At 47.4% G+C, this 26597-nt stretch carries 26 protein-coding genes, 1 tRNA gene and 2 other RNA genes; 10 read left to right on the forward strand and 19 right to left on the reverse strand.

Features of this window, described 5'->3' with window-relative positions; all coding sequences use genetic code 11:
• Positions 1 to 87: 87 nt before the first annotated feature.
• The 4 genes from K300_RS0111685 to K300_RS0111700 are packed head-to-tail and all read right to left on the reverse strand — an operon-like array spanning position 88 to position 3172.
• The gene (locus K300_RS0111685) at positions 88 to 1455 is read right to left on the reverse strand and encodes a DegQ family serine endoprotease (protein WP_022851858.1); all 1368 of its coding nucleotides are present in this window, start codon (positions 1453 to 1455) and stop codon (positions 88 to 90) included.
• Entirely contained in the window at positions 1439 to 2170 is a 732-nt protein-coding gene (locus K300_RS0111690; protein ID WP_022851859.1) for a MucB/RseB C-terminal domain-containing protein, read from the reverse strand. The genes K300_RS0111685 and K300_RS0111690 overlap by 17 nt, the downstream gene beginning before the upstream one ends.
• A complete protein-coding gene (locus K300_RS0111695) occupies positions 2167 to 2619 on the reverse strand; it encodes a zf-HC2 domain-containing protein (protein WP_022851860.1) in 453 nt (150 codons plus the stop codon). Before K300_RS0111695 ends, K300_RS0111690 begins: the two co-directional genes overlap by 4 nt.
• Positions 2597 to 3172: an RNA polymerase sigma factor gene (locus K300_RS0111700; protein WP_022851861.1), complete on the reverse strand. Its 576-nt coding sequence runs from the start codon at positions 3170 to 3172 to the stop codon at positions 2597 to 2599. Before K300_RS0111700 ends, K300_RS0111695 begins: the two co-directional genes overlap by 23 nt.
• Before the next feature lie 273 nt (positions 3173 to 3445).
• Here K300_RS0111700 and K300_RS0111705 point away from each other — a divergent pair, with 273 nt between their 5' ends.
• From K300_RS0111705 to K300_RS0111720, 5 genes are all read left to right on the forward strand, one after another.
• On the forward strand, positions 3446 to 4447 hold the full coding sequence (locus tag K300_RS0111705; RefSeq protein WP_022851862.1) for a hypothetical protein: 1002 nt from the start codon (positions 3446 to 3448) through the stop codon (positions 4445 to 4447).
• A gap of 108 nt (positions 4448 to 4555) precedes the next feature.
• Positions 4556 to 4644, forward strand: a tRNA-Ser gene (locus K300_RS0111710).
• A 24-nt stretch (positions 4645 to 4668) separates the two neighbouring features.
• An RNA gene (gene ffs / locus K300_RS16620) (signal recognition particle sRNA small type) lies at positions 4669 to 4767 on the forward strand.
• A 38-nt stretch (positions 4768 to 4805) separates the two neighbouring features.
• On the forward strand, positions 4806 to 6716 hold the full coding sequence (locus tag K300_RS0111715) for a SurA N-terminal domain-containing protein (protein ID WP_022851863.1): 1911 nt from the start codon (positions 4806 to 4808) through the stop codon (positions 6714 to 6716).
• 101 nt (positions 6717 to 6817) lie between these two features.
• Positions 6818 to 7306, forward strand: coding sequence for a MarR family winged helix-turn-helix transcriptional regulator (locus K300_RS0111720; RefSeq protein WP_022851864.1), 489 nt, complete (start codon positions 6818 to 6820; stop codon positions 7304 to 7306).
• 1 nt (position 7307) lies between these two features.
• Here the strand turns inward: K300_RS0111720 and K300_RS0111725 are convergent, their stop codons facing one another.
• From K300_RS0111725 to K300_RS0111760, 8 genes are all read right to left on the reverse strand, one after another.
• Positions 7308 to 8522, reverse strand: a complete 1215-nt coding sequence (locus K300_RS0111725; protein ID WP_022851865.1) for an MFS transporter — start codon at positions 8520 to 8522, stop codon at positions 7308 to 7310.
• Positions 8523 to 8547: 25 nt separating this feature from the next.
• Complete coding sequence (locus tag K300_RS0111730) at positions 8548 to 8787, reverse strand: hypothetical protein (protein WP_022851866.1); 240 nt, start codon at positions 8785 to 8787, stop codon at positions 8548 to 8550.
• A 117-nt stretch (positions 8788 to 8904) separates the two neighbouring features.
• Positions 8905 to 10314 carry an amidophosphoribosyltransferase gene (gene purF, locus K300_RS0111735; protein ID WP_026836438.1) on the reverse strand — a complete coding sequence of 470 codons (1410 nt, stop codon included), beginning with the start codon at positions 10312 to 10314 and terminating at the stop codon, positions 8905 to 8907.
• Positions 10299 to 12524 carry a phosphoribosylformylglycinamidine synthase subunit PurL gene (gene purL, locus K300_RS0111740; RefSeq protein WP_022851868.1) on the reverse strand — a complete coding sequence of 742 codons (2226 nt, stop codon included), beginning with the start codon at positions 12522 to 12524 and terminating at the stop codon, positions 10299 to 10301. The genes purF and purL overlap by 16 nt, the downstream gene beginning before the upstream one ends.
• Positions 12521 to 13219 carry a phosphoribosylformylglycinamidine synthase subunit PurQ gene (purQ, locus tag K300_RS0111745; protein WP_022851869.1) on the reverse strand — a complete coding sequence of 233 codons (699 nt, stop codon included), beginning with the start codon at positions 13217 to 13219 and terminating at the stop codon, positions 12521 to 12523. The genes purL and purQ overlap by 4 nt, the downstream gene beginning before the upstream one ends.
• Positions 13219 to 13461 (reverse strand): phosphoribosylformylglycinamidine synthase subunit PurS, encoded by a 243-nt coding sequence (purS, locus tag K300_RS0111750; RefSeq protein WP_022851870.1) that lies wholly within the window; start codon positions 13459 to 13461, stop codon positions 13219 to 13221. Before purS ends, purQ begins: the two co-directional genes overlap by 1 nt.
• A gap of 117 nt (positions 13462 to 13578) precedes the next feature.
• Positions 13579 to 14253 carry a GntR family transcriptional regulator gene (locus tag K300_RS0111755; RefSeq protein WP_022851871.1) on the reverse strand — a complete coding sequence of 225 codons (675 nt, stop codon included), beginning with the start codon at positions 14251 to 14253 and terminating at the stop codon, positions 13579 to 13581.
• Positions 14254 to 14273: 20 nt separating this feature from the next.
• Complete coding sequence (locus K300_RS0111760; protein ID WP_022851872.1) at positions 14274 to 14942, reverse strand: GntR family transcriptional regulator; 669 nt, start codon at positions 14940 to 14942, stop codon at positions 14274 to 14276.
• A 360-nt stretch (positions 14943 to 15302) separates the two neighbouring features.
• Here K300_RS0111760 and K300_RS0111765 point away from each other — a divergent pair, with 360 nt between their 5' ends.
• A complete protein-coding gene (locus K300_RS0111765) occupies positions 15303 to 15998 on the forward strand; it encodes an HAD family hydrolase (protein WP_022851873.1) in 696 nt (231 codons plus the stop codon).
• A 177-nt stretch (positions 15999 to 16175) separates the two neighbouring features.
• Here K300_RS0111765 and K300_RS16365 read toward each other — a convergent pair whose 3' ends face one another.
• The 3 genes from K300_RS16365 to K300_RS0111775 form a co-directional block, all read right to left on the reverse strand.
• Positions 16176 to 17495, reverse strand: a complete 1320-nt coding sequence (locus K300_RS16365; protein WP_022851874.1) for a KAP family P-loop NTPase fold protein — start codon at positions 17493 to 17495, stop codon at positions 16176 to 16178.
• Positions 17496 to 17583: 88 nt separating this feature from the next.
• An RNA gene (gene rnpB, locus K300_RS16455) (RNase P RNA component class A) lies at positions 17584 to 17950 on the reverse strand.
• Positions 17951 to 17979: 29 nt separating this feature from the next.
• Positions 17980 to 18642 carry an endonuclease III domain-containing protein gene (locus K300_RS0111775; protein WP_022851875.1) on the reverse strand — a complete coding sequence of 221 codons (663 nt, stop codon included), beginning with the start codon at positions 18640 to 18642 and terminating at the stop codon, positions 17980 to 17982.
• Between the two features lie 29 nt (positions 18643 to 18671).
• On the opposite strand from K300_RS0111775, the gene K300_RS0111780 reads away from it, so the two are divergent.
• Entirely contained in the window at positions 18672 to 19031 is a 360-nt protein-coding gene (locus tag K300_RS0111780; protein WP_162139895.1) for a hypothetical protein, read from the forward strand.
• A gap of 69 nt (positions 19032 to 19100) precedes the next feature.
• On the forward strand, positions 19101 to 19325 hold the full coding sequence (locus tag K300_RS0111785; RefSeq protein WP_022851877.1) for a hypothetical protein: 225 nt from the start codon (positions 19101 to 19103) through the stop codon (positions 19323 to 19325).
• 95 nt (positions 19326 to 19420) lie between these two features.
• On the opposite strand, the gene K300_RS0111790 is transcribed toward K300_RS0111785, so the two are convergent.
• On the reverse strand, positions 19421 to 20260 hold the full coding sequence (locus tag K300_RS0111790) for an EamA family transporter (RefSeq protein WP_022851878.1): 840 nt from the start codon (positions 20258 to 20260) through the stop codon (positions 19421 to 19423).
• A 446-nt stretch (positions 20261 to 20706) separates the two neighbouring features.
• Between K300_RS0111790 and K300_RS0111795 the strand changes: the two genes are divergently transcribed.
• Positions 20707 to 22008, forward strand: a complete 1302-nt coding sequence (locus tag K300_RS0111795; RefSeq protein WP_022851879.1) for a citrate (Si)-synthase — start codon at positions 20707 to 20709, stop codon at positions 22006 to 22008.
• 701 nt (positions 22009 to 22709) lie between these two features.
• On the opposite strand, the gene K300_RS15560 is transcribed toward K300_RS0111795, so the two are convergent.
• From K300_RS15560 to K300_RS0111810, 3 genes are read right to left on the reverse strand one after another with little or no spacing between them, the layout of a single operon-like run.
• Entirely contained in the window at positions 22710 to 23366 is a 657-nt protein-coding gene (locus tag K300_RS15560) for a phosphatase PAP2 family protein (protein WP_022851880.1), read from the reverse strand.
• The gene (locus K300_RS0111805) at positions 23363 to 23833 is read right to left on the reverse strand and encodes a precorrin-2 dehydrogenase/sirohydrochlorin ferrochelatase family protein (protein WP_022851881.1); all 471 of its coding nucleotides are present in this window, start codon (positions 23831 to 23833) and stop codon (positions 23363 to 23365) included. The genes K300_RS15560 and K300_RS0111805 overlap by 4 nt, the downstream gene beginning before the upstream one ends.
• A gap of 47 nt (positions 23834 to 23880) precedes the next feature.
• A complete protein-coding gene (locus tag K300_RS0111810) occupies positions 23881 to 25071 on the reverse strand; it encodes a type 1 glutamine amidotransferase family protein (protein WP_081646992.1) in 1191 nt (396 codons plus the stop codon).
• Positions 25072 to 25223: 152 nt separating this feature from the next.
• On the opposite strand from K300_RS0111810, the gene K300_RS15565 reads away from it, so the two are divergent.
• Positions 25224 to 26363 carry a DNA recombination protein RmuC gene (locus tag K300_RS15565; RefSeq protein ID WP_022851883.1) on the forward strand — a complete coding sequence of 380 codons (1140 nt, stop codon included), beginning with the start codon at positions 25224 to 25226 and terminating at the stop codon, positions 26361 to 26363.
• The last annotated feature ends 234 nt before the right edge of the window (positions 26364 to 26597 follow it).

Consider the following 26597-nt stretch of genomic DNA (forward strand, 5'->3'; position numbering starts at 1 on the left):
GCAAACCTCCGTATCGATACAAAAAAGGCGGGCCTTGAGAAAAGCCCGCCTGTTTATCTACATATTACCCTTTAGTTATATGGGTGTCTACTCCTTGTCGAAGGCAATGAACTTGCCATTACCTCTGCTGAGAACCTTAAGGAACACCACATCACCCTTCTCCACCTTCTTGAACTTACCGTAGAAGGAGCTGGGGCTGTTTACGGATTCCCTGTTTATCCAAAGGATGATGTCACCGTTGCGAAGCCCCGCCTCGTAGGCGTTTGACTTCTGGTCCACATCCTTAACAAGGACTCCGCCGCTGATATTGAACCTCTGCATCATCTCATCGTTCAGCTCGGTCACGATTATTGGTGCATCCTCGCTGGGCTTCTCGGGAGCTGATGCGGAATCATCGCCCCTTGTGCCGAGGGTAACGTCTATATCCATCTCTTTGCCGTCACGAACCACTGTAACCTCAACGGTTTTGCCCGGATCGTAGGCACCGATGGTGTTGATAAGCTCTCTGTTGCTGGCGATCTTCTTGCCGTCTATGGCGATAACAACGTCGCCGGCTCTTATCCCTGCTTTCTCTGCGGGGTCACCCTCTACCACATCGGCAATGAGTGCGCCCTCATCATTCTCAAGGCCGAGACCCTCTGCAAGCTTCTCATCAAGGGGCTGAACAGAAACGCCAAGCCATCCTCGCTCCACCTTGCCTGTCTTAAGCTTGGGAAGGAGCTCCTTCATCATATTAACGGGGATGGCAAAGCCAAGCCCCTGTCCGCTGGGGATGATAGCGGTGTTGATACCGACAACCTCACCCTTAATATTAAGGAGAGGACCGCCTGAGTTTCCAGGGTTAATGGAGGCATCGGTCTGCATGAAGTTATCATAGGGACCTGAGCCGAGAGCCCTGCCCTTTGCACTGATTATCCCCGCAGTAACCGTCCACTCAAGTCCGAGGGGGTTTCCGATGGCGATAACCCAGTCGCCAATCTCTGAATCATCGGAGTTGGCAAGCTTAAGTGGCGAGAGCTCAACACCTTTGGGATCGATACTTATGAGTGCGAGGTCTGTGAGGGGATCCTTCCCGATAACCTCCGCCTCAAACTCATGCTCATCGTTGAGCTTTACAATAATTTCGTCCGCACCCTCAACAACGTGGTTGTTGGTTACGATCAGTCCTTCCTTGTCTATGACAAATCCGGAACCGAGGGATGAGGACTTGTACTCACGCTCACCACCGTTCCCCTGCCCGGGGAGCTGATCCCCGAAGAAACGGCGGAAAAACTCATCCTGAAACATATCGGGGGTTTTTCTTTTAACGATCTTAGTCGTCGAGATGTTTACAACACCCGATTTTGTATTTTTAACGACTTCGGAAAAGGAGTCCGGAGCCATCTGAAATGCTGAAACAGCGCTTGCCGCAAAGATAATCATAACGGCTAAGATTACATTAGTCTTCTTTCTCATTCTTCACTTTCCTCCCGGATTCAAAGGTTTCAATAACTTTCTCCATCTGCTCGAAGGGTATGGTGCCGACAACTGTATACAGCAAATCACCGGACTTCTTCCTTAGCACATAGTTCCCGTAGAGAACCCTTTTATTATCTTCCAGTTCCAGCTCTGTTTTCTTCGTAAAAACAGAAAACTTGTTCAAACCGTCACTAAAAAGGTAATGACTGGAGCCATCCTTAAAAGTTCGCCGAAAAACAGTGCCGAAACCGAGCAGTGTGTCATCTTCTTCATAGGAGATCGAGGCGTGCTTGGGGGCATCCGGCCTGTGGACATCATTATTGCCCTCGAAGCTGTAGGCATAGACAAGACGTCCACTGGTATCGTAGACTTCCCTGCGCAGGACGGTCTTATGGGCCTCATCAACTACAATAACATGCCTGAACCTATCTTTCACCGTAGGCTCAAGCTCATACTGAACAACGGTTCTGTTGTTGTACTTCAGGCCGTACTGAATGTAGATGTTGTAGAACTCCTTCCGCACACGCTTTAGTTCAAAGAAGCTTTCCTTCAGTCTGGACGCAAGGGTATGGAGCTTTGACTGCCTGTTCTCAAGATTGTCCAGTAGAAATGAAGTGTAAGCCTCTTCGTCCACAGCAATTTTGAAATACACCTTCGGCTCTGCCAGAGCTGTAAGGGGTATCAGCAGAAGGAGAAGAAGAAGGCTTCTCATCGGTCGTAGTTCACAACCCCGATTTGAGCCGTGCCGGCTTCGGTGTAGCTGCTGTCAACATGCTCGAAAACATACTTTTCAAGCATCTCGTTCCCTTTCGCAAGTTGAGGTTCATTGTTGAAAGAGTTTGCGGCGGCCAGAGCTATAAGCCCTGCAGCGATAACAGCAGCCGCAGCGGCAGGCTTAACGAGACGAAGTCGTCCCTTTTGCTCTTTCGGAGCTGCCTCCTGTTCTTTATTGATACTGCCCATGATTGAGGCGGTGAAATCCACCTCTTCGGCAGAGGAATAGGCATCCTTGATCATTGAGCCGAGTTTATAGCTCTCGGTGAGCTCCGCCTTACACGAGGTACATTTCTTAAGATGTGCCTCCAGAGCGGCGGACTCTAAGGACGAGCACTCGGAATCAATGTAGGCTGAAATATTCTTACGATGTCTTGTACAATCCATCTGCTAGCCCCTGTTTTATTAGTCTCTCTTTGATTATTGCCCTTGCATTAAAAAGCCTGCTTCTCACCGTGCCGAGGGGGATATTGAGCATCTCCGAGATCTCCTCGTAGCTCATATCCTCCACCTCACGAAGGAGAACAACCACCCTGAGCCTGTCCGGCAGGGCCTCCACAAACTGGCGGACGTACCTTCTCATCTCTTCCTTCAGGGAGAACTCCTCGGGGGTTTCACCGCCGGCGATGTTCTCGAAGAAGTTGGTATCATCCTCGTCGTTCTCAACATCCAGAACCCGCTTCTCCTTTTCGAAGTGGTTCAGGGCGAGGTTAAGGGCGATCCTTTTAAGCCAGGGATAAAACTGCGCATGGTTTTTAAGGGTATCAAGCTTCTGAAAACCCCGCATAAAGCTTTCCTGCACTATATCTTCGGCCAGTTCCCTGTTCTTGACCATATTAAAAGCCGTTGCAAAAAGTTTGGACTGATGCTTCCTAATCAGCAGTTCATAGCTGGAGCTGTCTCCACCCAGAACCTTTGCAACGATCTGCGAATCTCCCATTTACGGTTCCTCCTGTTTATGAGGATAGCCGGAGTGCATGAAAAGTTCGTAGAAAAATGACCATTTTCTGCAATCCGGTTATTCATAATAATATTTTAGTTGAAAACAGCTCCCTCTGCAATACACTTAAAAGGTCAGGATATTTTACAAGGAAACCCTTTACCACGCCCCCGGTTTTCTGTAATAAATGGAACTCTCTCAACATCTACTTAAGATATATCATTCTTTTACACAGTAAAGGGGTGAACAAAATCTACCAATACGGAGAACATGATGAAGAAGATTATTGTAATACTCGCTGTTGTCGCCGCCGCTGCGGCAGGGGCTTATTTCGGTGCCCAGTCCTATTTCGAGAAAAAGGTTGTGCAGGAGCTTAACTCCTTCGTACAGATGGCGGGTGTTGACGACGAGGTGGAGTACTCTTCCATCAGCGTAAACCCCATCAGCAGAGAGGGGCTTATCAAGGATGTTCGTGTTTCGGATGGCTCAAACTTCGTCGATATCAAACAGCTCCGCTTTAATATCGTTGACTACACCTCAACCATCGAGGGTATCCGCCTTGAGAACCTCGGTCAGTCCATACTCATAGACAGAATCAATGTCCTCGAATACAAAACCGAAGGGAAATACCCCCAGAAGACACATATAACAGTGGACAACTTTAAGATTCCCCTTAACTCCACACCTGCAGCCATGAAGTCCCTCGAGATGGACGAGCTTGTCATGGATATGGAGATCAAGACCGATTCAGACTACGAGGAGATGATGTATGAATACGAGGTGTTCAACATCGATGTGGAAGGTTTCACAGAGTTTAAGAGCAACTTCACCTTCGGAGATATAGACATAAAAAGCTACGAGAAATACAGCGATATGCCCCCCGAAGAGCTTCAGAACAATCAGGAATTCTCCAACAAGATCTCTCAGGATATCAGCAATATGAAGCTTTACAACATGAGCATATCCCTTGAGGACACCGGGATCATCGAAAAGATCATAACCGAGCGGAGCAAGGCTGAGGATATCGAATTTGATGAAGCGAGGGAAGAGATCGTTGAAGAACTCACAGAGATACAGGAGAGAGCCGCATCTGATTTCGAGAAAAACGCCCTCGATTCGGCGCTCACTATACTGAAGGACGAGAATAACAGATACATAATCGATATTAACCCCGCACAGCCCATCTCCATGCAGGAGCTGGTGATGCTCACGATGACAAACAGCACCCTCGGCCCCATAGCCGAGCAGCTTAATATGAGCATCCGGGCGGAGTAGGAAGGGCTTATAAAGTCGGTTGTGACAAATCATTAATCAGGCTCAGCTTTGCATGCTGATAGTTGTTGACATAAAAGCTGATGCCTGTTATATCTCTTTTTCACTTATGGAGAGGTGTCCGAGCCCGGCTGAAGGAGCACGACTGGAACTCGTGTGTGCGTTTACGCGTACCGAGGGTTCGAATCCCTCCCTCTCCGTTTTATATGCTTTTAAGAGTGGCTCGATGGGGCCTCTGCAATGGTTGCTTTGTGAACCCCGCCAGGCCCGGAAGGGAGCAACGGTAGCATCTGTGACCATGTGCCGGAGTAACCCTGTCGAGCCTTTTTAGTTTTAAAATACCTTACTTCCGGAGTATCAAATGCTTACCAGCTTCAGAAAATCAAAGAAAGTAACCCAGTTTGCTCTGTGGTTCATCATCATCGCCTTTATTGTGACGATATTCTTCGTTTGGGGTGTCGGCTCACAGCAGGCGGATGCGAATTACTTCATGAGAGTGAACGGACAAAAGGTTACCTATGACGAGTACCTCTCAACCCTCGAAAGAACCAGAAACTATTTCAAAGGTATATTCGGCGACAACTTCGACAGTGTCGCACAGGGCGCTGAACTTGAAAAGCAGGTGCTCAATGATCTTATAAACAGATACATCCTTATGCAGGAGGCGGAGGAAAACGGTGTCCCCGTCTCCGATGAAGAGGTTCTGCAGCTTGTTATGCAGATACCCGCCTTCCAGAAAAATGGACAGTTCGACAGGGATACTTATCAAACCCTCCTCGCGAGAAACAGGATGACTCCCCAGGAGTTTGAGGCGATGCTTAAGGTAGACCACACCGTGAGCAAGATGCAGAGCCTTATATCTTCCGCTGTGGCTGTAAGCGATGCAGAGATCGAAAAAGAATATATATACAGAAAAACAAGGGCTTCCATTGAATACATGATGCTCGATGCAGACGACTTTGCCCACAGGGTTAAGCCCGAGCAGGAGGTTCTTGAGGAATACTTCCACCTGAACAGTGAAGCATACAGAATCCCCCAGAAGAGAAAGGTTAAGTATGTTGAATTCGACCCCACCGATTTCAAGAGTGAGGTTGAAATAACCAATGAAGAGATCGAAACATATTACATAAAGAACAAGGACCAGTTCTACCAGCCCGAGAAGGTTCAGGCGAGACACATCCTCTTCCTCATCGAGGACTGGAACGACAAGGAAAACGTTGAGAAAAACCTTGAGAAGGCAAACAGGGTCCTCAAGGAGCTTGAGGAGGGTGCAGAGTTCGCCGAGCTGGCAAAGAAATACTCTGCCGATTCCTCCGCCCAGAACGGCGGCGATCTTGGATACTTCACAAGGGGACAGATGGTTCCCGAATTCGAGGAAGCTGCATTCAATCTGGAGCCGGGCGAGGTCAGCGGTATCGTAAAGACCATGTACGGCTACCATATAATCAAGGTTGAGGATAAGGTCGAGGAATACGACCCCACCCTTGACGAGGTTAAGGGAATCATCGCAAAGTCCCTCGAGTCCGACAAACTGCTCAGCAAATTCAAGGACAGGGTCTTTGAGATATACACAGAGGTCGTAAAGGCATCCAACCTTACAGCATACAACGACACGGCAGAGAAGAAGCTCGATATTGAAGAAACAGGATATTTCTCCCAGGATCAGGTTGTTGATCCCATATCAGGCAACCCCGAAGCAATTAAAGCTATCTTTGGACTCGCTCAGTCCGAGGTAAGCCAGGTTACCGATATCATGGGCAAAAAGTATATCTTCGAGGTTGTGGATATACAGGAAGCCAGAGTTCCTGAGTTCAGCGAAGTCAGAAACGAAGTCAGAGAGGACTACATAGCAGAACAGGCCCTTGATATCGCAAAGGAAGAAGCGGAGAACGCCATCGCCGAAGGAAGCATGGAAGCAGCGGCTGAGAAGCTTAATCTCACCTATAGCACGACGCCCAAGTTCTTCAGAAACGACTCCATACCCGGAATCGGCATGAACCTTGAGCTTATGGACAGCGCATTCTCCAACGAGCCCGGCACTTTCCTTGAGCAGCCCTTTGTGAACGGTGGAAACGTCTTCATCGTAAGGGTTAAGGAGCATGAGGCCCCCGATATGGACCTCCTTGCGGACTCCAGGGATGAGATCGAAACCTCCATTTATTCCGTCAAGTCGGAAACAGCCCTTAACTCCTATCTGGATTCAAAGAGGGAGAAGGCAGAGATTGAGATAAACCCGAGATACTCAGCGATTAAGAAGCTACTGGAAGATTGATATAAAATTCCCAAGGGCCCGCTTTTGAAGCGGGCCTTTTTTTTATCCCCGATTATGGTAGTATTATAGTGAGCTTACTAACGAACTCCATGAGGCTTTCTATGAAAAACCGATACCCCATTCCCGGAAGGGAAGAGCTTAACTCCCTCTCAAGGCATATCCCCGATATTGAAACCGATTCGCTCAACACTCTCTTCGACATGGTATACACCATGGAGAACCTAAGCCTCCACCTGGAGGCATTCTTTCATGATTACGGACTCTCACCCAGCCGCTTCACCCTGCTTAGCACCCTGAGCGACAGCGGCGGAAGCATGCTCCCCCATGAGATCGCCACTTCGATGGGCTTGAGAAAACCCACCGTCACAGGTCTGTTAATGAGGCTCAGGCGTGAGGGTTATATCACATCCGTACCTATGAAGGAGGATGGGAGGAAAAAGGTGGTAAGCCTGTCAGAAAAGGGGCGTGAGACGGTGAACCGCATACTCCCCGAATACTACGCATACCTTGGAAGGGTCATAGGTGTGCAGGATAAGAAGACACTCCGTGCAATGCGCATCGTTCTTTCGGGAATCAATGCAAGGCTCTAAGCTATGAGGAGCCCTTTCTAAGCAGTTCACTCTTTGTAACGCTTGCAAAGGCTCTGAGTGATGGCCACGCAAGGAGAACAACAAAGAGGAAAAGAGCCAGAGCTGTTGGGCGGAGACCCTGGGAATCCGTAATAAGCCCGAAGAACGGCACTGCAGAGGCGATGCTTACGCTGTCCGCAAAGGAGCGTATGGAAACCGCCGTTGCCCTGTGGTGGGAGTGAACACGGTCGTTAAAAAGCCTGTTGAAGAAGGGGAGCGCAAACCCGAAGGCCGCCTCACAGAGGATAAACGCCAGAATTACCATAAAAGCGGAAGTGTTAAGTACGATACCGAGGAAAGATACTGCGGGTAGCAGTATAAGCAGACGGAGGAGCTTTTGTCCCCCAAGATTGTTTTCTACTATGTGGGAGTAGTTTGCCGAAACTCCTGAGATGAAGAGCCCACCCGCATACACAACACCGAACATAGCGACCTCAATACCTGACTCTTCCATAAAGAACTGGTGATACTGAAAAAAGACCTGATTTGCGATAAGTATGGATACATGAAGAGCCATAAGGAGTACCAGCTCCTTACTCCGCAGGATATACAGCCCAGTCTCCCAGAAATGGCGGAAATGCCCAGGCAGATGCTCCCGCTCAGTAGATTCCGGCTCATATAGAAACAGCGCAACAACACCGGAGATTGCAGAGAAAACGGCAGAGAAGGCGAACACGCTTTTCATACCGTAGCCATATACCATTGTCATAAAGAGGCTTCCAATAACATAGCCGAAGGTATAAAAAGCCCACTTCGAACCGAAGAATTTGTTGAACTCCCCTTCCCTCCCCATAATCTTGAGGGTGTCGTATATAAGAGCCTCGTCACTACCCGATACGCACGCCTCCGAAGCACCAACGAGGAAAACACCAAGCCACAGCACGGCGAAGTTCCCTCCGTATCCGGTCATTAGAGTTCCTGCTGTCAGTATAATCGAGGCAAAGACCATGGAGAAACGTCTGCCTAGCTTGTCCGCCATGACACCACTCGGGAGCTCGAGTGCCAGCATACCGATAAAGAAACCACTTGTCAGAAAAGAGATTTCTGTAAAGGAATATCCAAGATTTCTATAGTGCAGAAAGAGAACGGGGATGTATGCACGAACTCCGAAGAGCAGAGCATAACCACGCACAATGTTAAGGTTGGCAGAAAGCCTTCTGCCGGAGAATGAAGCCATTAATCACCAGATAGCAAGGGTGGGCTCAGCCCGCTTCCTGCAGCCTCTCCTTAACCCTCTTAACGATCTCCGCAGGGTCTTTAACGCCCCAGCAGAGAGCTCTTTCATTGAGGGTTATATAAGGGAGTGGGAGCCTGTTCTCAACGATATTAGAAACATCGTTGATGAACTCCAGGACCTCCGGAGTGGATACATCCACATAGCCGAAATCCACATTGGCAGAGCCGAACTCCGCCGATAACAGGGCATCAAGCTTGTAACTCAAGTCCTCGTAGGGGTCATCGGATACCCCACAGCCTGTGGGGAAATACGAGGGGTTTCAGCCGGAGACAAACTCCATGCTTGTGCCGAAGAGCCTTACAATAAGTACGTTATCCATAAATCATTCCTCAAACTTAGGGTTATCCCCGTCTCCGCTTCTGCTTAAGGTGGGGTAGTCACCGCTGAAGCACGCCTTGCAGAAGCTTCCGCCCCCTGCGCACTCCTCGAGGCAATCGAGGCTTATATAGCCCAGTGTGTCCGCTGTGACAAACTTGCGGATCTCCTCAGTTGTATGACTCGAGGCCACGAGTTCCTTACGGGTGGGGGTATCTATACCGTAAAAGCAGGGGTATTTGGTAGGGGGTGAACATATACGGAAGTGCACCTCCAAAGCCCCAGCCTCACGGAGCATCTTAACTATCTTGCGGCTGGTAGTTCCCCTTACGATGGAATCATCCACCACAACAATCCTCTTACCTTTTATTATATCCTTCACAGGGTTCAGTTTTATCTTAACCCCGAAATGCCGGATAGACTGGGAGGGCTCGATAAAGGTTCTTCCCACGTAATGGTTTCTTATAAGCCCCATTTCAAGGGGTATCCCGCTCTCCTCCGCATAGCCGAGGGTTGCCACAACTCCGGAATCGGGAACGGGAACAACGATATCCGCATCTGCGGGCTGTTCCTTGGCGAGTCTTTTGCCCATCTCCTTGCGAACCTCGTAAACGTTGCGTCCGAAGAGATAGGAATCGGGTCTGGCGAAGTATATATGTTCGAATATGCAGGGCATCGCTTTCTTCTTCTTGAAGGGGAAGCGTGACTCCATACCTGTTTCGTCTATGATAATCATCTCGCCCGGCTCGATCTCCCTTATGAACTCGGCACCGATAAGGTCGAGGGCAACGGTTTCGGATACAAGGATATATCCGTTAGCAAGCTTACCAAGGATAAGAGGGCGTATGCCGAGGGGGTCTCGAACGCCTATCATCTTCTCCTTGGTCATCATAAGGAGTGAATAGGCCCCTTTCAGCTTCTTGAGGGAATCTGTAAGCGACTCGACAAGCTCATCCCTTCCGCTCTTTGCCACGAGGTGCACAAGTACTTCGGTGTCGGAGCTTGTGTTGAATATAGCACCGTTGCGGACAAGCTCGTTGCGTAGCTCATCGGCATTCACGATGTTTCCGTTGTGGGCAACGGCAACGGGACCTGCGTTTATCTCAACACAGAAGGGCTGAACGTTCCTGACGTGGCTCTCACCCGTGGTGGAATAGCGGTTGTGACCAATTGCAATATCCCCGGGCAGCTTATCTATAACGTCCGCACTGAATATATCCGCCACAAGACCGAGCCCCCTTTCGTAATGGATCTGCTCCCTGTCGGAAACCGCGATGCCGGCTCCCTCCTGTCCCCTGTGCTGCAGGGAATATAACGAAAGATATACAAGGTTCGCAGCGTCCTTACTCCCGTATACACCGGCAACGCCGCATTCGTCGTGGAATTTATCCTGATCCAGAATCATTCGCTCATCCATCTGCCGATGGTTTCGGCATGTATTTCACGAGCTTCGGCTGTCTCGGTTTTTACGACAGTCCTTCCGCTGTGCTTTATTACTATATGGTTTCCGCCGGTTTTGCCAATGGATTTTATGCTCAGGTTATGCTTCTGAGCAAGCCTTTCAAAGGCCTCGGTCTTCATCCCCGATACCTCGACAATGACACGTCCGTGGTTTTCGCCAAAAAGCAAATCAGCGGTTTCAAGGTCTTCCTCAAGGTCCACCCTGAACCCCCGAACCTCTTCGCCGAAGGCCATCTCGGCTAGAGCTACGGCTATTCCGCCGTCGGATACATCGTGGGCGGAGAGGGCAAGCTCATTCTCAGCGGCCTCCACCATGAAGTCTATGAGCTTCTTCTCATGCTCAAGGTCGACCTTTGGGGGCATCCCCTTCTCGACACCGTGGATAACGCTCAAATACTCGCTTCCGCCGATATCTCCCGTGTTTGTACCGAGGAGATAGATATGTGAATCATCGCTCTTGAATCTGCTCTGGAGCCTTTTTTCAAGGTCATCTATCACACCGACCATAACGATGGTGGGTGTCGGGTAGACAGCCTGTCCCTCCGTCTCGTTGTAGAGGGATACATTCCCGCTCACTACGGGTGTCTCAAGGGTCCCGGCAGCCTCAGCCATACCCTCAACTGCGCCAACGAACTGCCACATTATATCGGGCTTTTCAGGGTTGCCGAAGTTGAGGCAGTTTGTGAGAGCCCTCGGTCTGGCACCGGATACGGCAACGTTCCTAGCTGATTCCGCCACGGCCGCCTTCCCCCCTTCGAAGGGGTCGAGCCTGCAGTAGCGGCTGTTGCAGTCGCTCGATATAGCGATGCCCTTTCCACTATCCTTCACACGGAGAACCGCAGCATCGCTCCCAGGGAGTACGGCTGTATTCACACGAACCATATGGTCATACTGCTCCCAGACCCATTTTTTGCTGGCTATGTTGGGGCTTTCGAGGAGCTTGAGGAGTATCTTTTTGTTGGAGAGAGTGTTCTCCACCTTAACAGGGGCGTTCAGTTCATCCATATAATCGGGGCGGGCATAGGGTCTGTCGTATTTGGGGGCCTCGCTGGAAAGTGGTGCGGCGGGTATGCATGCCACTTCCTCACCCTGCCATGTGAGCCTTACGTTGCCGTCTGCGGCAACCCTTCCTATGACAGCCGCCTCAAGATCCCACTTATCGAAGATCTCACGAACCTTATCCTCGCACCCCTTGCGAACCACCATAAGCATGCGCTCCTGGGATTCGGAGAGCATTATCTCGTATGGGGTCATACCATCCTCACGGACGGGTACTTTATCTAGATCTAGGACAACTCCGGACTGTGCGCCCATCTCAAAGGATGAGCTTGTTAGCCCTGCTGCGCCCATATCCTGAATGCCCACAACCCAGTCGTGCTTCATAAGCTCAAGGCACGCCTCAAGGAGAAGCTTCTCCTTAAAGGGATCGCCAATCTGGACGTTGGGGCGTTTTGATTCACTCTCGGAGCTGAACTCCTCACTCGCCATGGTGGCGCCATGGATGCCGTCCTTTCCGGTTCTCGCACCCACATATATTACCGGGTTCCCCTCACCTTCCGCCTTTGCGAGGAAAATCTTATCCTTCTTCACAATGCCGAGGGAGAAGGCGTTCACAAGGGGGTTCCCCCTGTATGAGGGGTTAAAGAACACCTCACCGCCAACAGTAGGAACGCCGAAGCAGTTGCCGTAATGGGAAATACCCGAAACGACCCCTTCGAATATGCTTCTGGTTTTATCGTTGTCTATGGTTCCGAAGCGCAAGGAGTTCATGGCGGCAACGGGTCTTGCGCCCATGGTGAAAACATCACGCATGATACCGCCTACGCCCGTGGCTGCACCCTGAAAGGGTTCAATATATGAGGGATGGTTGTGGCTCTCCACCTTGAAGCAGGCGCAGATATCGCCGTCCACTTCGATTATTCCGGCGTTCTCGCCGGGGCCCTGGACAACCCAGTCAGCCTTGGTGGGGAGCTTGGCAAGGTGCAGGCGGCTGCTTTTATAACTGCAGTGCTCACTCCACATGGCGGAGAATACGCCGAGCTCGATATAGTTCGGCTCTCTGCCGAGGATCTCCTTAGCCCTCAGAAATTCATCGTCTTTCAGACCCATGCCCCGGGCCGCTTCCGCCGTTACAGGCGGGTATTTAAATGTATCGTACATGCTCATAAAACACCGCTGAGAGTTTTCTTTATGGATTCAAAGAGGTAGTAGCCGTGGTTCGTCTCCATGAAATCCTCCGCACACCTTTCCGGATGAGGCATCATTCCAAGGACGTTCCCACCCTTGTTCATGATCCCCGCTATATTGTTCAGGCTTCCGTTGGGGTTCCCTTCTGCTGAGGCCTCTCCGTTGTCGTCGCAGTAGCGGAAAACTATGCGGTTATTCGCCTCAAGCTCATTGAGGGTGGCCTCATCGGCGTAGTAGTTGCCGTCCATATGGGCTATGGGAATGCTGACGATCTCCCCGTCCACGTATCTTGTGGTATATGGTGTGTCCGCATTGTCCACACGGAGATTAACGTACCTGCTTATGAACTTGAGGGAACGGTTGCGCATGAGCACGCCCGGCAGAAGGCCGGTTTCGGTGAGTACCTGAAAACCGTTGCATATCCCGAGGACATGCCCCCCCTTGTCGGCGAATTCGGCAACACTCTCGATAATGGGGGAAAGCTTGGCTATGGCTCCACTGCGCAGATAGTCGCCGTAGGAGAATCCGCCGGGCAGGACAACAAGGTCTATACCGGAAAGGTCGGTGTCCTTATGCCAGAGAAAGGCGGTGTCCACATCCAAAACGTGCTTGAGGATGTGGTAACAGTCATGGTCGCAGTTGGAACCGGGAAAAACAACAACTCCCGCTTTCATCATCTGTCCCCATCTGTTTCTATGCTGAATTCTTCAATTATGGGATTTGAAAGGACCTTGTCAGAGATTTCAGCTATCTTTTCCTCAAGATTCTCGGTTTCATCCACCTCGATCTCAAAGAATTTTCCCACACGGACATCCTTAACGAAATCGTGTCCCAGCCTGCGCACAGAGCCGAGGATAGTCTGACCCTGGGGGTCTAAAACACCGGACTTGAGCTTTACATAAACCTTAACTTTCATTATTTACTCCGAAATTTATATGGAAAGATATTAATAACCGGGAAAACATGAAAGGTATAGCATGATGCCACATTAATGTCATCGTTAAATAGGAGAAAAACCGAAAACGGGGGATTTTTACTCCCCCTGCGCCTCTCTTACGGGAACCCTCGAACGGATGAAGTTCCAGCCGTTCATGATGTGCTTTTCCACCAGCTCCTCGACCTTATCCTCATCCTCGTTCTCAAAGGCCTCGATGATGCTGATGTGCTCCTCATTTACCTGCTTTGTCCTCCCCATCTCGGTGAAGGAATAGACAGTGGCACGTTTGAACTGCTGTTGAAGCCCTTCCAGAATTCGAATAAGACGTTCGTTTCCGCAGTTGTTTATGAAGATATCGTGGAATTCGGAGTTCCAGTTCACCATGTTCGTAACCTTGGTGCTGCCCTCCTTCACCTTCTGTGCGAGCTCCTTCATCCTCTCAATGTCCGCATCGCTTACTTTGCTTACGGAGAGCCTTGCAGCGAGGGATTCAAGGCGGATCTTAATGACGAAAATGTCATCAATGTCCTTATCGGTGATCTGGGTTACGATGGCGCCACGGCGGGGGATAATCTCTATAAAACCCTCCATCTCAAGGAGGCGCAGAGCCTCACGTATGGGGGTGCGGCTGATGCCGAGCTGTTCAGAAAGCTTAGGCTCAACAAGCCTTTCGCCGGGCTTAATAACGCCCTTCATTATATTGGAGCGGATCGTTTCCGCAATCTTTTCGCTTAATGGTGTGTTGTCGATATTTATGTCTTTTACACCCAATTTATAATCTCCGGTCTAAACTATTTATTGTTGATGTTTGACTTAAGGAATTCCCAGGCATTCTCAATATGCCACCGAACCTTCATTTCCACGAGCTCGGGATCCTTTGAGGCAAAGGCCTCTATGATCTCGTTATGCTCAGCCACAGCCTTCTTCGCCCTCTCCGGATTCGAAACCAGAACGGTCTTGAGCCTCTGGAAGTTTTTGGAGAGTCCGTCCAGAATCTCGAGGATCTTCTGGTTTTCGGAGGCCATAATAAAAATATTATGAAAGTCTATGTTGTATTTGAGATATTCATCCATAACATTGGGATTTTCATAGGCAATATCGCTAAATTTCTGGTTAATCTTGCGAAGGCGTTCGATGTCCTTTTCTTTAAGATTCTCCGTTGCCTGCCTTGCGGCGAGCCCTTCGAGGCTGGCCTTAACGGCGTATATATCGTCTATATCCTTGATGGTAAGGGCTTTCACAACGGCTCCCTTTCGGGGTACGATCTCAATAAAACCTTCTGTTTCGAGCTGGCGTAAAGCTTCCCGGATGGGTGTTCGGCTTATGCCAAGGCTTTTAGCCAGTTTTGGTTCAACAAGACGCTCACCATCCTCGTGAACGCCTTTTATAATATCCGCTCTGATTTTATCGGCAATCTTTTCTCTGAGCGGCTTGCTCTCTAGCAATGTGTCCTGTTTCACTGCCGGCTCCTGAACAACTTTTTAGACGAATAAATCCGCCAACCGGCCGGGCAACCCCGGCGAACCGCCAAAAGCGGTGGACAAAATAACAAATCACTTTAAATATAAGTAATCGAACACGTTTAACACATAAACTGTATTCTGTATACAGTATTCATTCTATCCATTTTTTCCACCCTAGTCAAACCAAACGTTATCTTAATGCAAGTTTTATATAGATAAAGTTTTGTTAACAGTGACTCATATGGGCATATGCTCTGTAAAGTGCCTGTGGAGCAGTGTTTAGGCGATTGGAAATACCAATAATATTTTTCGATTATTTGATATTGCACAGTTTCTACGCTATGGCATAATATTGGCATGAAAAAGAAACTCCTTGTCTTCGACATAGACGGAACCCTTTGTGAGATTAACTCTCCAGCCCCTTATTCCACCAGTGAAATACTGCGAAAGCTTTCGAAAAAGCATTATCTGGCAGTAGCTTCCGGTAAGCCTGCGTGCTATATATCCGGTCTTGTACGTCAGTTGGGCATACCTGAGGCGGCCATAATTGGAGAGAATGGCGGAACTGTCTCTGTGGATGGATATTTCCCACCCAGCGATCAGTATATAGCCCCTGTAAGCGAGGAGACGAAGAACCGTCTCGAACTGATAAAAACGGCGTATATATCAAAATTCGGCAACAAGTGCTGGATCCAGCCCAATGTAACAAATATAACAATGTTTCCATTTGACATGGGTCTAATAGGTCAATTTCACGATCTCGCCCGCACCCTTGAGAGCGAAACCATTCTGGCATATTACCACAGCGACTGCGTGGATTTTGTACCGAAGGGGACGAACAAGGGAACGGGTGTTGCAGTTCTTGCGGAGAAGTTTGGCCTGAGCGAAACGGATATATGGGTTTTCGGCGACGGCGCCAACGATTTCGAGATGTTCAGATACGCCGGAAACACTGTCTGCGTGGGGAATAACGACGAACTCGCAAAGCACGCTGATCACCGGGTCGAATCACCGGATCACATGGCAGAGTTTTTAGAGGAGAGGTTTCAGTAGAACCCTCCCCTCCTCGTACTCTCTGATACTCTTAAGCAACTGTCTGCGGTTTTCAGGATTATTGAGGAGGTATGCCGTCTCAGCATGCCCTCTCATTTCGGAGAGGGGATAGTCATAATATTGAGAGGGTTCAGTGAAATGATATAGTCTTTTTTTATACATATCAGAAACCTATTCTCAATGGTATATCATCTTAACTAATAATGCTGCTCGTTTAACTCTCTCACCGAAGGGATGAGTACTATTAGTTCTCATCATTTTAACTTCATTCTTTATTTCATCAACATAACTATCTGGATATTTTCTTATATTGGGAGTCTCTATTTGATGCGAACTATTTAGATATATATTTGAATTTTGACCTTTAGTTATTGAGTACACATTCAACATTGCTTCAACTTTTTTTATTTCAAATGAAATAGCCCCATCATCAAGATCTTCATCTTTAAACAATGTTGTCAAGATGAGATCAGGTCCGGTGTTTCCTGATATGTAATCATCAAACATTTCCCTCTCAAATAGGTACAAATAACTAAGGACAGGAATAAGCATAACAATATTATGATCCTTGAAATTGCTAATATCGAGTGCTCTCTCACATAATGCAAGGTATTGAACAATATCTCTTAACTCAATTTCTGAGTTAGTGACTATTCTCTTCAGTAAAACACTATAATGACTATAAGGTGCTAGATTTTCACTGCCTTTCACTGTCTTCTTTTCTTCAATAAAAGTATCTTTATCTCCACTGTATAGCTCATACTCTAAATCAATAAATCTTCTCAAATAAACTTCAGAGTTGAAGTCATTTCCATACAGACCTCTTATACAATTACAAAGCTGTTTCTTATCAATAGCTAAAACGAAAATGATCCCCTCAACTTCAAATAAATGCTTTATTCTTTCCAAAAATTCAACGGCATATGTAGGCCTACAGCGGTCGAGTTCATCAATAAAGAAAATCAGTGGAAAATCAGAAGAGATTCTATCGGCAATCTTCTTTAAACATAACTTGAAATCCTTAGTTGCTCCTTTAATGTTTTCATATTCCTTAATATATGAGTCACCTTCATTTTCAGTTATTGCCTTTAGCATTTCTTCATCAAACACACCCTTAGAATATACTTTTGCTAAATGCGATAAGGCTCTAGTAATAATTAGCTTTGCCTTTGTATATATCTCTTCGAGCAGTTCTTTATCCTTATCACCCAGTAAACCCTCAAACTGTGAATAAAACTCTCCAAGTAAAACGATTATCGGATCCTCAGCATAGTCAGTTTCCCAGGCACTGAAATAGACACTTTTATATTCCTTCTTATCCAAATGCTTCTTCCAGAGTTTCATAAACGTAGTCTTTCCTGAACCCCAGGGTGATGAGATGGAAAGAACATACGGAGTTGTTGTATTCTCAATAACCCCTGTAAGAGTTTCGATCTCAAGTTCACGATTTAGCAGGTCAGTAAAATTATCACTAAGAGCATCCGGCTCACGACTCATAAACACACCTCGACTATATTCACACATCGAGTACATTATAATATTAATTTTACGGGATTTCAAGATACGTTAAGGAAAATAAAATAAACCAGCAAGCAGGCCTATAAGCCGGATCCTGTACCGCTTTATGAAAGCGGCGGCGGTCATTTCTCTAGGCTGTACGTTGCCGCACAGCTCAAGCGGTTCACCCGTGAGCATCGGGCGGGCAGCCCTACTACGCTCACCTATTTAACCTTGCACCGGATGGGGTTTACCCTGCCCCCCGAAGTCACCCCCGGGAGCGGTGGGCTCTTACTCCACCATTCCACCCTTACCACGCCCATAACGGACGGGCGGTCTCTTTTCTGCGGCACTTTCCCTGCCTCACGACAGGTCGGCGTTACCGACCATCCTGCCCTTTGGTGTCCGGACTTTCCTCCCGTGCATAACGCACCGGCGGCCGCCCGGCCTGCTTGCTGGATCGTCTGAAAAAATACACCCCTATTCAGCTTTCTGCAACACCTTTACGCTCACATATCTCCGCCAATACGCATTCACCACATTTCGGACTGCGCTTTAAACACACAGTCGCCGCATGCTCCACAATCTCGCCGTGGTACATGCCGTAAAGCTCTGCATCCGGCTCAATATTATCCATAAACATCCGCTGATACTCGCCGTACTTCTTCGATTCCAATATGCCAAGCCTCGTAAACACCCTCATAGTATAGGCGTCTACCACAAACACAGGAAACCCGGCACCGTACAGAAGGATCGAATCACACGTCTCCTCGCCAACACCCTTCAAATCCAAAAGCATCTCTCGGGCTCTTTCCGCTGGATATTCAGCCAAACCACTTATGGTTCCACCGGGTAGATCTAATATAAACCTGCTGAGGATAACAAGACGCTCCGCCTTCTGATTAAAATAGCCCGAAGGTCTGATGCACTCCTTTAAGAACTCATAATCCGCCGACAAAACAGCCTCCGGCGACATCAACCCCCCATCCTTCATACCGGCTATTGCCTTCTCAACATTGCGCCAGTTCGTGTTCTGGGTGAGTATAGCACCGCAAGCCATCTCAAAATCAGTATCAGCCGGCCACCACTTCAAGTGTATGTATCGTTCCGCCAGCCTGCGGTGTACATCAAGCAAAAGCTCTTGCATGGAAACTCCCTTTCTCATATCATTTCAATATGGAACCACTATCACAGTTTAACCGGGACATCAACGAGATGAAAGCCGATACACTCAGCCGATACGGAAAACGGCTTGAGGAGGCAGAAAGGATGCTAGAGGCGGAAAAAAACTTCAATCAGCGTCAGCATGCTATACTCTCCCGAATGAAAAAAGAGATGGAGGGCAGAATAAAGCGCAAGAAGCGTAAAACCTACGAATGCCTTATTGAGCGTATCCAGAAAAAGCTGTCCAAAAGCACCCAAAAGATTATGGAGCTTGAAAAGCTCAAAAAGAAATATATGGATGAATACAAAACCCAAAGGGAACACCTGAACCTGACCGACCACTCCTTCATTGACAGCTACTACAACAAGTAGCAACCTGAATAAACCCTGTAACTTTTTATGGAATTGACCGATTATATATAAAATAACTGGAGGTGCGGCATGGATATTAAACTCATACCCGCCGTGGCCGCCCTCAGGGTGGAGCACAAGAGCAGGAAAGATACACCTAATAGAAAATTTTTCCGCATTTCAGGCCGGATAGAGAGCGTGCGCCCTGCCGGACAGGGAGAGAATGGAAATACGATCATAACAATCTCCACCGATGAACCTACGGCTAGAATAGCTGATATCAAGGGACTTGATGCTCTGCTGACAAACGGTTAACACCCTGAAATAAAAGAAGCCGGCGTCCTGCCGGCTCTTGCGAGATCCATCTCAACAGCGTGGTTGTTCCACTACTTGAACTCTATAGTAACAAGTTACATGCCAATTCTGATCAGGACGATCCCGGCCATAATTATCAATGTTGCGATCACTTTAGGCAATCCCGCACGCTCCTTATAGAGCAGTACACCGAGGATCAAAGCAAAGATCGCATTCACCTGACGTATCGCCGCCGCATAGGAAACTTCTACCATAGTCAGCCCGTAGCGGAAACTTGTGAACGATACAAAGACAACTATACCCGCCGTGGTGAAAAGTTTCCATTCCCTTTTGATAAAGTCCATCCTGAAAGGCTTATAGCGCAGTGAATATGCAAACAGCCAAGACGTCATAAAGAAGCAGAGGGAGTAGGTGTAAAGGATAAAATTGCCTATGGTGACGCCACCCTTGTCCGCCATGGCACCAAACGAATAGGAGAATGCCGCCAAAAGGGCATATAAAGGCCCCTTGCCGAACTGGATCCCGATCCCCTTATGCGTATTAAGCAGAAGCGCACCGACTATCGTAACAACAATGCCCGCAAAGCCTGTTAAGGATATCTGCTCGCCAAAGAACATAGTCGCCCAAAGTACTATGAATAGGGGCGAAGAGGTCGTTATGGGGTATATATCCGACACATCGCTGTAATGATACGCCGTTGACAGGAATAGATGGTATAAGGAAAAGAACAACCCGCCAGCAGCGGCATAAAGCACTGCATCTAAATCGAAATACATATAATTTCGAAATAAAACAGGGTACATTGCGCTGAAAAAAAGGAAGTTTACAAGGTGCATGTAGAAGTTAAAAACGTATTTATCGCGGGATTTCTTAAGAAGAACGTTCCAGAGGGAATGGCTGAATGCGCTGAATATAATTACAGTAAAACCGAACATCTACCCCTCTCTTTATGCGGAAAAGTACATTAATATCAGCTATACACATCTATTTCAACAAATTCATGTCAACTTTATATTGAATAAGTTAATACATTTAATATGAAACATCTTTAGAATACCCGCCCCGGTGGAGATCGCACAGCTCTATAAGTATGGCTGATATATCCGAGTCAGATACAATTGTAAAATCAATGTTTATTTCTCGCATATGCACCCTTGATATTAACTATTCTGGAATATCAGTCAAAACAGAACATATGTTTCACCATATTAAACACTGTCATTATGGGATTTATATTATACAGTGGTGATTTAATCATTACCAAACGCACAGTCGCTTTATGGATACTGTATACAATTTAACTATTGACACCGACCCTTTTGAGTGATAGAAAATAAACAGCGGTATAAAATTAAAGATAATTGTATCAAGGAGGCATTATATGGGACTTAAAGACGTTCTCAAGCAAAAGATTGATGAGCATCGCCCTCGGACCACCAAGCTCCTCAAGGAGAAAGGTGATGTTAAGCTCGGCGACGTAACTATCGGACAGGCTATCGGCGGTGCAAGGGGTGTTAAGTGCCTCGTAACAGACATCTCCTACCTCGACCCCTTCGAAGGAATCCGTTTCCGCGGACACACTATACCCGAAGTTATGGACAAGCTCCCCAGACCCGACGGTAAGGACTACCCCTACGTTGAAGGCTTCTGGTATCTCCTTCTCACAGGCGATATCCCCACTAAAGAGCAGGCCGAGGAAGTTGTTGAGGACTTCAAGAAAAGAGCTCAGGTTCCCCAGTACGTATTCGATACACTCAGAGCTATGCCCAGGGATTCACACCCCATGACTATGTTCTCCGCTGCCATCGTTGCTATGCAGCGTGAATCAAAGTTCGCAAAGTTCTATGAGGAAGGTTTTAATAAAATGACTGCATGGGAGCCCATGTACGAAGACGCTTGCGATCTTCTTGCTAAGCTTCCCGAAATCGCAGCTTACATCTACAGAATCAAGTACAAGGGCGACACACCCATCGCTCCCGATAAGAACCTCGACTTCGGCGGCAACTTTGCACACATGATGGGCATCGATGCTCCCTATGACGATGTTGCAAGAATGTACTTCATCCTTCACTCCGACCACGAGTCAGGAAACGTTTCTGCACACACTACTCACCTCGTGGCTTCCGCTCTCAGCGATGCTTACTACTCACTCTCCGCTGGAATCAACGGTCTTGCCGGCCCCCTTCACGGCCTCGCAAACCAGGAAGTTCTCAGATGGATCCAGGATGTTTTCAAGAAACTCGGCGGACAGGTTCCCACAAAAGAGCAGCTTACTCAGTTCCTCTGGGATACACTCAACAGCGGTCAGGTTATCCCCGGTTACGGTCATGCAGTTCTCAGAAAGACCGACCCCAGATACACCTCTCAGCGTGAGTACTGCCTGAACAACCTTCCCGATGACGAGCTCTTCAAGGTTGTTTCCATGATCTACGAAGTAGCTCCCGATATCCTCAAGGAGCAGGGTAAAGCTAAGAACCCCTGGCCCAACGTTGACGCACAGTCCGGCGTTATCCAGTGGTACTACGGCCTTACTGAGTACGACTTCTATACAGTTCTCTTCGGTGTCGGTAGAGCAATCGGTGTTCTTGCCAACATCACATGGGACAGAGCTCTCGGTTATCCTATCGAGCGTCCCAAGTCTGTTACTACTGCTATGCTTGAAGAAGCAGCCGGCATCGAGTAAACGAGATTTTTTTAAAGTTAATCAAATGGGGGAGCTTCGGCTCCCCTTTTTTTATGAGTGCGCAACCGGCTTTCCAGTTTAACAACATCGTTTAACCTCAAATGAAAAGAGACAACCAACTTATGATTTCATTTGCTCAATTGCGCATTACTTCAATGTGCTCGGAATAGAGGCTCAATACTACTAGATAGTATGCAGTTTCATGGCTGGTAGCCTTTTATTGAAAAAAGTAGAATAATGGAGAGCACACCTACTTAACCAGCAAACACTAAAGCCGAAGAGGTTTTTGGCGGCAACCTGCGTCGCACCCACCACCCACCTTTAAGATCTGCTGAATCCGGCAACAGACACCGCCGATAACCACTTACCTTTACTTGATAGCATGCACATTTTTTCATGCTTGCAATATTGAGTTCTATCCAGCTATTCTATTCTTGTTGAATATGCCGCACTAGTCATAATGTGTCACTCGGGCTGGTCATAACATTAGAGGTCCTAATATAGTGACATTCCGTGGGTTAATTTAACTATACCGATCTGGGCACTGGATATCTTGACACATGAAAATATTTGGGAAGGCTAAAACCAGGTTCTGTGCAGAAGTGCATCTTGAGATGTATGTTGAAGAGAATACCTACAAAGATTTAATGAGTGTGCATTCATATGCTCACCTGTGTATTCGTCATGAAGTTGTAGCTTGCTTAACCCTTCGGTGTAATATTCTTATCCGCTTGACCACTTTCTTTCTTACGGTTCGCCGACTTAAGATCCGGGTAAAACCGTTCAAGTAGATAAACAGCAGTGAGATAGCCGAACATAGAGCCTATAATAACATCGCTTGGGTAGTGCTTTGTAATGGCTATACGACTGAAAGCAACTAATGCGGCAAAAGGATAAAAGAACCAGCCACTTCTGGGGATAAGCAGCGCAAACGTAGTCCCCACTGCAAAGGCGGTGGCTGAATGACCAGAGGGGAAAGACACCATCTCGTAAGCATATTCCAGAAAATCGAGCCCATATTTGTTATCGCTGAAATAAAGCGTAGGTCGGTATCTGCCTGCGAGAAACTTAATCAGATCCACAAGAAGTCCCGAAACCGCCACAGACCAAAAGAGGAATATGCCTGTTCTTGCCACCTTGCGGTCAGACTTACGAAAGACTGCCCACATGATCAGGCCTGCAAGTAATGAATAAAGGGCGCTACCATAAATAGTGACATCATCAAAAAACTCATGTACCGGATCTGGGATGGTGTCAAAGTACTCTATCACAGGTATATCAAAATAGAAAAAACAGAATAATGCCGCAACTATGGCGGCGAAGATGTATTTATCGTAACGTTTCCAGATGAATTTCAAGATTCCTCAAGCTCCATATCTTTTACAAATTCCCCTACTCTCTCAAGAAAGGCATCGGGGTCAATATCGCCATGAACAGAAGGACACACCGACAGCATCATACCGTTTTTCCTGTCCCTTAACACTCTCGGAATCTCGAAGTCTGACAGCTTTTCATTCCTATGACAGTAAACAGGGATTCCAGCGTTGCCTGCTGCGTCTGCAAGCTCCTCGTCCAGCTCCGGGTCACCGGTATTAATAAAGGCCAGCTTATATTTTCTCTCAATATCCGAAGCTTCTGCCCAGCGCTCCATAATATTCACCCTGCCGAATCGGGAAAAGGTTCTTAGGTTATCAGTAACAGAGGGAGCGATAACTGTAACAATGGGATCCTCTGTTAACAGTTCCGAAGCGATGCGCTCATGAACTTGATCGCCGCCGGCAAACAGTATCTCCTTTCCAGAGATTTTATAGACAACAGGGAACATTACTGCCTCCAAAAAATATATATAACACCCGCCGTAAAAAGGGGCAATCAGAACTCACGAATATCGCCGTATATCTCGGTTGTTTCTGCGATAAAGTTAATTGCAGCCTCAACCTCTTCATATTTAGTAAAATCAAGCTTTAAGCGTAGTGCTCCTTCTAGAGGTGCCTTAACATCTACATCTGAAATAACGCCATGCTCCATTATTCCTGCCATTCTATAGATCCTGCTCCCCGCCACGGGGAAATCGAGCCATTCCTGTTCACCACTGAACCTATACCTTGCACATTCAAGGTAATCACCACGACGTAGTACAGTCTCAAAATCGGCCAGACCCATCCCCTGACACAGCCTTCCTGAGTTGTCACCTTCGGTGTAGTACCTTCTTCCAAACATTGCATAGCCAGCACAGAATCCAAGTATCGGGATCTTGCCCAGCTTATGCTTGAACATCTCTTCAAATCCTCTTCTCTTCATGTATACCATATCTTGGCAGGGATTTTCGGAGGCGGGAACTATAAGCATATCACAGTTTTCCGCTTCCCATGGCTCATTCACCCACCTTATTGTCAAATCATCCTGAATCCTTAGTGCAAAGAGGTCGGAATAGATACTGAGATTTGGTATATTAACCGCACAAGCATCAATACCTCCGCCCTTAAAAACTTCAAATAGTGCCAGAAGTTCGCTGTATGACTCCTTTTCAACGTTAACTCTTCCAGTTACTGGAAGATCGCTCACTTTTTTCAAGCCTTTATCACCGTAAAGGACACACCCCTTCAAAAGCATCTCAGTCTCCCAGGGCGTTTTAGTATTCTCCACAAAGTTTTCTATCCCACTCTTTGTTCCAACCGGAAATACCGGGGCACCGAGCCAGTCGATAAATTCATTTGAATACCCAGTCATACTGTCATTCATAATAACAACAACGAGCTTTTCCTCTTCTTCTATCTGCTCAAGATAAATCTTTGCTTTTTCAAACTCTTCTTCATCCATAGACCCTTCCGTTCCCTGACTGGGAAAGAGTCTTAGCGTTGGCTCTGTCTTTGCCGCTTCGCAGTAGACCAAGGCTCGCATATCCACCCGTATGTTATCCGGCGATATAGCTGGATTCTCAATTTTAACCTTTGGTATGAATGGAATAATAGAGTAACCCTTTGATATATATGAACGCAGAATCCCACTAACACCAATGGGGGACGTGCTGTCTGTTTCAATAAGTACAATACAGCCTGACATATTGCCTTCCTGTTTAAATTTGTGTCACGTAATTCTATACATATTACAGTCAACTTCAATTATAGATCGCAGCCCTACTAAAATTTATGCAACATTGATTATAACGAAAGTCTTTTATTGCCCGGCAGGCCCACTTCTGATAATTTCAGAACATGGAAAACATAATCATACCATCAGTATTTTTCGCAGGGTTAGTTATTGGAGCCTTCCTGGCTGGAGTATACTTTAACTCGCTAAGAAAGAAACAGGAAGAGATGGAAAACCGTAAAGATGAGGAGCTGGAGTCTATAACCGCCAGCCTTAAGGACAGCTTCGACAGCCTCTCCATGAATGCGCTCAGCCGAAACTCCGAGGAATTCCTGAAGCTTGCAAAGCAGGAACGCAAGGCTGATTCCGGGGAACTTGAATCTAAAAAGATGCTCATCGACCAGCACCTGAACGGTATGGGCAAGGAGCTGGAGAAGGTTACCCTTCTAATTAATGAGTTCGAAAAGGATAGAGAAAACAAATTCTCAGCCCTTTCAGAGCAGATTAAGACTACCTCGAGAAACGCCGAAGAACTGTATAAGGTCACAAATTCACTTAAGGAAGCCCTCTCCTCATCATCTAAAAGGGGTCGCTGGGCAGAGCGTATGGCTGAGGACATACTGCGTGCGGCGGATTTCATGGAGAACATAAACTACTACAAACAAAGAACCATGGACAACGGCAAGCGTCCCGACTTCACATTCCCTATGCCGAACGGAATGATACTCAACATGGATGTTAAATTCCCACTCGATAATTACCTGAAATACCTTGAATCGGAAAATGATCAATCATTCATAGTTGCTTTTGCCAAGGATGTTAAGGCAAGAATCAAGGAAGTTGCCTCAAGGGAGTACATCGATCCGGAGGCGAACACACTCAATTTCGCCCTGCTTTTCATGCCCAACGAGCAGATCTACGGCTTCATCATGGAGAAAGCACCTGAGATTTCCGACTATGCCTTTGAACAAAACGTTTCCCTCTGTTCACCGGTATCACTCTTTTCTGTCCTCAGTGTAATACGTCAGGCCGCTGAGAATTACGCCATGGAACAGACCTCCGGCGAGGTTCTTTCACTCATAGGGTCTTTTCGTAAACAGTGGGGGCTGTTCGCCGGCAAGCTGGACAACCTTGGCAAAAAGCTTGGTGACGCCCAAAAGGAGTATGAGACACTCATAGGAACGCGCAGACGCATGCTGGACAGGCCGCTGGATAAACTGGAACAGCTCAGGCAGGACAGAGGACTGCCTCTCGATGAGGACTGATTTTGTGCTTCTTACAGATAGTTCAGGGTCCACTCACATGAATCATTCCCTTAGCTAAGGAAAGTTTATTGATTAAGACCCTTCAGAATAGTTGACGAAAGCATTGATTAAACATCCTGCTGCAAACGTCCCGTTTTTGAACCTCACTTTCTCATGTCCCTGTTTGCTGTATTTCGCACAAAGCGATCCAGTGACAACACCAGCAATCGAACAATGATAAAAAAACAGAACTGA

The sequence above is a fragment of the Limisalsivibrio acetivorans genome, from assembly GCF_000421105.1.
Classification (GTDB): Bacteria; Chrysiogenota; Deferribacteres; order Deferribacterales; family Geovibrionaceae; genus Limisalsivibrio; species Limisalsivibrio acetivorans.